Raw genomic sequence first — 7,223 nt, 5'->3', positions numbered from 1 at the left:
CCCCGCCAAACCCTGAACTGGCGAACACCCGCCGAAGCACTCGACAAACTACTGTCAAACCCGCCAACTGTTGCATCGATCCCTTGAACCCGCCGTCGATTTCCGTACGTAGCCCTCACAGTCGGCGCGATGTTTTCTTGTGAGAATGCTAGGCAAAGCCTGTGAAATTGCTGATAGCGTTCGTAGGTGTGATGACGCCTCCGCCTGCACCAGGTTGGTATCCCGACCCATCGGGCTCCAGTGGTCAGATCTACTGGGACGGCACTGCGTGGAGCGTGCCAGCCGAGCCCGCGGGGTCAGCCAAGTCGGGTGACACCAAAAACACTGCGGTCGCTGTAGCCGTCTATGTCCTTGTTGGCATCGGATTCGTCATGTCGATACAGCCGGTCAGCCTCGTCACCGGCCCGGGTCTGATGTGGACCGGAGTCGCCGTCATGGCAGGTGGTATCGCCGTTGCATGGTTCATGCGCGCTGCGAACTGGGTGCGCGTCATCGCTGTCGCGCTATTAGCATTTTCTCTCGTAAATGCCTGCTACATCGAGAAACAACTATCTGACAAGCGCACCGAGCTGACGCACATCTTCGACCGCTAGGCCGACGTCAGTGTGATCTGATCGCGTCCGACCGCATTATTAGGAGATGCGAACCCTTTCGTTCGATGCGCAGGAGCGGATTGCCTTGTGTGATCTGTTCGACCAACTCGGCAGCGACGCACCGACGCTCATCGAGGGTTGGACTGCGCACGACCTCGCGGCACACCTTGTCTTGCGCGAGCGCGACCCGATCGCCGGCCCGTGCATGGTTCTGCCCGGGACGTTTGAACGGTTCGCCGAGCGCCGCAGGGCGAGGTTGGCGGCTAGTCGAGATTTCACGTGGTTGGTCACGCGGATCAGGTCGGGCCCTCCGCCCGGATTCTTCCGAATCGGGTGGGTTCGCTCGTTGGCGAACGTGAACGAGTTCTTCGTTCACCACGAGGATGTGCGCAGAGCCAACGGCCTTGGGCCGCGCGTGACTCTCACGCCCGACTTCGAGGCCGCGTTGTGGCACAACGTTCACCGGGGCAGTCGGTATCTGAGCAGGAGGCTGCAGGGGATTGGACTCGAAATCGCCTGGGCCGGAACCGATCAGCGGGTGACAGTTCGCAACGCCGATCCTGCTGCTCGGCTCAGTGGGTCGCCGGGCGAACTGTTGCTATATCTTTTCGGGCGCCAAGAGGCCGCCGAGGTCGAAGTCCACGGATCGGCCAGCGCCGTGGCAATCATCCACGACACGCATTTCGGGATGTAGGCGTTTTGCTACTTGAGCAAGGTTCCGCCGTCCATCAGCCCGACGCCGCCGTGCTTTGCAGGACTAGGAAGCCCCAATAGTGGAGAGTGGCTCCCGCTTCAGTTTTTATGAATTCCAGTTTGATCAGTACCTAACGCGTGACAATCTATGGAAGTCATTCGTGGACTATTGCACCACGTGGGAGGTGAATTGTGTCTCGCGTATTCTTGAGTCATTCCAGATGGGACAGCCGCGCGGCGATAGCAGTTAAACAATGGCTGATTGAGCAGGAATCTGGCCTGGTCGACGAAATCTATCTGGATGTCGACCCGCGCAGCGGGATTCGGCCGGGTGAGCGGTGGAAAGAGGCTCTCAACAAGGCCAGCAACCGATGCGAGGCGGTCATCTGCCTGCTGTCGGAGCGTTGGTTGAACTCAGCAGAATGCGCAGTCGAGTTCCGCTATGCAGAGAACCTGCATAAGGTCATCCTGTGCGCCCGACTGGAGCTGGTGCCGGACACCAACATCACCTCCGAGTGGCAACGCTGCGACTTGTTTCCCGACGGCGGCGCGACCATCGAAGTGGATATCAACGACGGCGACCGGCCGATCGTCTTGAATACGGCCGGCTTGCAAAGGCTACTAAATGGATTGCGCGCCTTAGGGATTGGGGCAGGCCATTTTCCATGGCCCCCGCCCAGTGATCCAAACCGCGCGCCGTATCGGGGTTGGGCTCCGCTGGAGGCCGCGGACGCAGCGGTATTTTTCGGGCGTGATACCCAGATTCTGCGTGGGTTGGACGTGCTCCGCGGTATGCGGGCAGGGGGAGTTGGGGGCCTCTTTGTCATTCTCGGCCCGTCGGGTGCAGGCAAGTCGTCATTTCTTCGGGCAGGGCTGTTGCCGCGACTGCGCCGAGACGACCGCCGATTCATCCCCATGCCGATCGTGCGCCCTGAGCAGGCGGCGCTTACCGGCCAACTTGGAATTGCGTGCTCGATCCACCAGTTGCGCAGCGATCTCGGCCTTAGCCGACCGTTGGTGGGCGAGATAAAGAAGGCGTGTGACCGCGGACAGGTCGAGTATCTATGCGAGTTGTTGGCAGAGGCCCGTCAAAAGGCCCGCGACCAGTTACTGGATATGCCCGCCGAGCACGATGCACCCACGCTGGTTCTTCCGATTGATCAAGGCGAAGAGCTATTCAACGTGGACGCAGGGCCTGAGGCCGAGCGATTCCTGGAGTTGCTCGCCGCGCTGCTCGTGCAGGAGACCGGCGATACCGCGGCGATGATCGCAGTCGTCACGATCCGCGCTGACCGCTACGAACCATTGCAGCTCGCTCCGTCGCTAGCCGACGTGAACAGCGTCGTCTTCGACCAACTCAGGCCCCTGCAGCCCGCCGGTTACACCGAGGTCATCACTGGACCCGCCCGCCGAGCGACCGCTGCAGGAGCGCCACTTGAGGTTGAACCAGAACTCGTCGACCGACTACTGGCAGAGACTGCCCACAGTGCTGATGCACTGCCGTTGCTGTCGTTGACCCTGGAGCGGCTCTACTACGACTTCGGTGCTGACGGTGACCTGGCGGTCGCCGAGTACGAGATCATGGGCGGGCTATCTGAAGTGGTGCAGACAGAGGTCGACAAACTGTTGGACACCGACCCCGAGCAGCGCCAAGCGCAGCTAGACCTTCTCCATGACGCGTTCATCCCCTGGCTGGCCACTATCAATCCTGATAGCAACGAGCCGATGCGCAGGCTGGCTCGCTGGGACGACTTGCCCGCCGGCAGTAGACCTCTCATCCAACGGATGGTGGAGAAACGGCTACTGGTGAAAGACCTCCGCGACGGGCAGACCGTCGTGGAGGTGGCGCTGGAAAGTCTGCTGCGGCAATGGCATGAGCTCAGGGCTTGGCTGCGTGACGAGGCTCAGCACCTCAAGGACGCCGACACATTAGAACGCGCGGCTGCTGACTGGGAAGTAAGCGGCCAGAACGAATCATGGCTGTTGGCGGGCACTCGGTTGACTGACGCCGAAACCCTTTCTGCCAAACCGGGTTTCCGTGACCGGCTCGATCCGGTGAACGGCTTTCTCCGAGCGTCCCGAGCACACGAAGATGATCGAATCGAAACCGAAAGGCAACGCCGGGAAGCCGAGTTACAAGCCGCAAAGGAACATGCTGTCGCCTTGCGGAAACGGTCCCGCATACTCGCCGCGGTGCTCGCGGTTACCACGGTTATCGCGATGGTGGCTGTCGTTCTCGGTGTTGCAGCGAACAACGCACGTAATCAGGCTGACAGTGCACGCCGGGAGACCGACGCTCGATTTCGTGAGGCAACGAGCTTTCGACTGGTATCCGATGCGGAGTCAATGCTTGCCGGTTCTCGTGCTGGCGGCTCGATACGGGCCTACCAACAGCTGCTTGCATCGCGGCAGTTGGTACAGCCGCCCGTCGATGGTCCGCTACTAACCGCCCTTCGCGGCATGGTCGCCCTAATCAAAGTCGTCCAGGCGCCTGACCACGTGGCGAGGCTGGCGTTCAGCCCCGACGGATGCAGCGTCGTCTCTAACAGCGGCGAACCCACGGTGTGGGTTTGGAATACCGACACCGGCAAGCCGGTCGGCGCGCCTCTCACCGGTCACACCGCCGCGGTCTGGAGCGTGGCGTTCAGCCCCGATGGTCGTCGGGTCGCTACTGGCTCTGCGGATAAGACAGTGCGAGTGTGGGACGCCCATAGCGGCCAGCCCGTCGGTCACCCGATCGCGGTCCCGAGCGCCGTGAACAGTGTGGCGTTCAGCCCCGATGGGAGTCGGCTCGTCTCGGGCACCGCCGATGGGACGGTCCGCGTATGGACAGGTGACACCGGCCAACCCGTCGGCCCGCCCATGACCGTCGCGAACGACTCAGTGGATGCTGTGGCTTTTAGCCCTGACGGGCACAAGATCGCGGCTGCTGGCTTTGAGGGAACGGTGCGAGTGTGGGGAGTCGAGACCGGAAAGCAGATTGGACCGCCGCTGACGGGCCACACCGGCTCAGTGAGCAGTGTTGCTTTCAGCCCGAACGGCCATCGAATCGTCTCCGGTTCCTACGATAAGACGGTGCGTCTCTGGGACGCGGACACCAACCAGCCTCTTGGCCAGGCCATCACTGGGCATGGTGGTGCAGTGGAAAGCGTGGCGTTTAGCCCCGATAGCGAACGCGTCGCCTCTGGCAGCGACGACAAGACAGTGAGAGTGTGGGATGCCAACACTGGCAAGTCGATCGGCTCGCCACTAACTGGCCACCTGAACGCCGTATTGGGTGTGGCGTTTAGCTCCGACGGTGGCCGAATCGTCTCCGGCGGCATGGATAACACGGTGAGAGTTTGGGATGCTCACGCCGATCAGCGAATCGTCGAAAAGCTCATGGGCCACACCGATTCGGTGAACAGCGTGGCATTCAGCCCGCGCGGGGAACGGATAGTCTCCGGCAGCGTGGACAAAACGGTGCGGATATGGGATGTCCACACTGGGACTCTCGTTGGCCATCCGCTTACAGGCCACACTAACTTCGTGTCCAGTGTGGCTTTCAGCCCCGACGGACACACGATCGTGTCGGGTAGTTACGACATGACAGTGCGCTTGTGGGATGCCGACACCGGTCAACCGAAGGGACCGCCGCTCACCGGTCACACAGGGGCCGTGATGAGCGTGGCTTTCGGTCCCGACGGGCGGATCGTTTCCGGCGGTGCCGATGGAACCGTGCGGCTATGGGATGCCCACAGTGGCAAGCAAATTGGCGCATCGCTGATCGGACACACCGACACGGTTTCAAGTATTGCCTTCAGTCGTGACGGGCACAGGATCGTCTCTGGCGGCGCCGATCAGACAGTACGCCTGTGGGATGCCGACAGCGCGAAAGCCATCGGCCAGCCGATCGACGCACGCGGTGCGACGGTGCTGAGCGTCGCGTGGAGCCCCGATCGGCGCATCGCAGCGGGTGGCACCGTGGCTACGGTGCCGATCTGGGATGCGGACAGCGGGAACGAGGTTGGCGTTCCGCTGGCCGGCCATACGAACGCGGTGTTCAGCGTGGCGTTCAGCCCTGACGGTAAGCGCATTGTCTCCGGTAGCGCCGACAACACTGTCCGGTTGTGGGATGTCGACAGCGACCAGCCGCTTGGTGCGGCGATGACCGGCCATACGGACTCAGTGAATACCGTGGCTTTCAGCCCTGACGGAAACACGATTGCATCCGGAGCCACGGACAAGACCATTCGGCTGTGGCCCGCCTTCCCCGATCCCGTACCCGTGATGTGCAGCAAACTCGCTTCCAACATGAGCCACAAACAGTGGCGGGAGTGGGTGTCACCGAATATCGAGTACATAACGGGCTGCCCGGGTCTCCCGGTCGCGTCCGACTAGATCATCTGCAATCGGTACCCTGGCAGTGCCGGCGCGGATTATGAAGTCCAGAGACATATTTCGAGGGAAACCCTGCTCCGCCGACAGCCCGGCCCAAGCATGCTGTTCATGTGCATTGCCAAGTGCGCCATGCCCCATCACTACTACTCACGACTACGCAATGCCGCACCAGGCGGTTGAACGGTGAAGGCTGGTCAATGGGTTCTTGCGCCGCTGAAGGTCACACCAAGGAAGTGGAGACGTCGACTTCCGAGGTCAAGGTCTGATGGACCGGGCACCGTTCGGCGATGGCCAGTAATCGTTGCCGTTGGCTGTCGTCGAGGTCGCCGATCAGTTCGATGTCGCGGTCGATGTGGTCGATCATGCCCTCGGTGGTCTCGCAGGCTGCACAGTCCTCGGCGTGAATTCGCGAGTGCCGCAACGTCACTCGCACTTGTCCAAGTGGCCAGCCTTTGCGGTCGGCGTACATCCGCACCGTCATCGAGGTGCAGGCACCCAGTGCCGCCAGCAGCAGATCATATGGCGACGGCCCGGTGTCGTCACCGATCGGTCGCGGCTCATCAGCGGTCAACTGGTGATGCCCGGCGGTGATCTGTTGCGCGTAAGTCCCAGAACCTGATTCGGTTACGGTCACGGTCCCTTCGGATGCTGCGTCGGCCATGGAATCAGGGTAATGGGGCTGACCTCCGATGGACGTCTACGAGACGTTGAGTGTGTGCTTGTATGTGAAAAATTCGAGGCGGTCTCAAGGAATCTGACGCTAAGTGCACGCTGGACACAGAAACTCATGACCCCCCGCCCCTGTGGATCAGGTCGCGGATGTCAGCGTCCACGGATTCGTCAGCGACGAACAACAATTCGTCGCCGTCCTCGAAGCGGTCGTCGGCTTTGGGCACGATGATCCGACTGCCGCGCTGCACCGTGGCCAACAAGGTGTTCGGCGGCAACGTCATGTCGCCGAACGTCTTGCCGATCAAGGGACTGCCCTGGGGCAGCGTGAACTTCGTGAGATTGGCGTGCCCCTGTCGGAGCCCCATCAAACGCACCAGATGGCCGATATCGATGGCGCCCTCGATTCCGGCTGCCATGGCGCGCGGCGTCGATACCGCAACGTCGACGCCCCACGCGTCGGTGAACAACCATTCGTTGCTCACGTTGTTGACCCGCGCGACCACCCGTGATACGCCGAACTCGACCTTGGCCAAGAGCGCCACTGCCAGGTTCGCTTTGTCATCGCCGGTCGCAGCGATCACCACGTCGCACAGCTCGATGCCGCATTCCTCGAGTGAGGTCACCTCACAAGCATCGGCGAGCAGCCAGTCGGCCTCGGGAACCGTGCCCGGCTCGTACTTGCGGATGTCTTGGTCGATCAGCAGGACCTTGTGGCCGTTGGCGACGAGTTCCTGCGCCACTGACCGGCCGACTGCGCCGGCACCGGCAATCGCCACGCGCATTCACGCGTCCTTCTTGCCGAATGAGTGGGTGTCCATGCAGCCATTGTCACTCACGTGGCGCCCGCAGCAGATTCACAGGCTGACACCCTCGGCGCCCTGCGCC

5 protein-coding genes are annotated in these 7,223 nt (G+C 61.9%); 3 read left to right on the top strand and 2 right to left on the bottom strand.

Annotation, left to right across the window (positions count from 1 at the left end):
- Nucleotides 1-161 precede the first annotated feature (161 nt).
- From M2432_RS26910 to M2432_RS26900, 3 genes are all read left to right on the top strand, one after another.
- A complete protein-coding gene (locus M2432_RS26910) occupies nucleotides 162-593 on the top strand; it encodes a DUF2510 domain-containing protein (RefSeq protein WP_280829905.1) in 432 nt (143 codons plus the stop codon).
- Nucleotides 594-639: 46 nt separating this feature from the next.
- Nucleotides 640-1,287 carry a TIGR03085 family metal-binding protein gene (locus tag M2432_RS26905; protein WP_280829904.1) on the top strand — a complete coding sequence of 216 codons (648 nt, stop codon included), beginning with the start codon at nucleotides 640-642 and terminating at the stop codon, nucleotides 1,285-1,287.
- Between the two features lie 191 nt (nucleotides 1,288-1,478).
- Nucleotides 1,479-5,666 carry a TIR domain-containing protein gene (locus M2432_RS26900; RefSeq protein WP_280829903.1) on the top strand — a complete coding sequence of 1,396 codons (4,188 nt, stop codon included), beginning with the start codon at nucleotides 1,479-1,481 and terminating at the stop codon, nucleotides 5,664-5,666.
- A gap of 220 nt (nucleotides 5,667-5,886) precedes the next feature.
- Here the strand turns inward: M2432_RS26900 and M2432_RS26895 are convergent, their stop codons facing one another.
- Complete coding sequence (locus M2432_RS26895) at nucleotides 5,887-6,327, bottom strand: OsmC family protein (RefSeq protein ID WP_280829902.1); 441 nt, start codon at nucleotides 6,325-6,327, stop codon at nucleotides 5,887-5,889.
- A 124-nt stretch (nucleotides 6,328-6,451) separates the two neighbouring features.
- Entirely contained in the window at nucleotides 6,452-7,120 is a 669-nt protein-coding gene (locus M2432_RS26890; protein WP_280829901.1) for a TrkA family potassium uptake protein, read from the bottom strand.
- Nucleotides 7,121-7,223: the final 103 nt, after the last annotated feature.

Source organism: Mycobacterium sp. OTB74 (assembly GCF_029892685.1).
Taxonomy (GTDB): domain Bacteria; phylum Actinomycetota; class Actinomycetes; order Mycobacteriales; family Mycobacteriaceae; genus Mycobacterium.
This window is presented reverse-complemented; position numbering and strand designations above follow the sequence as displayed.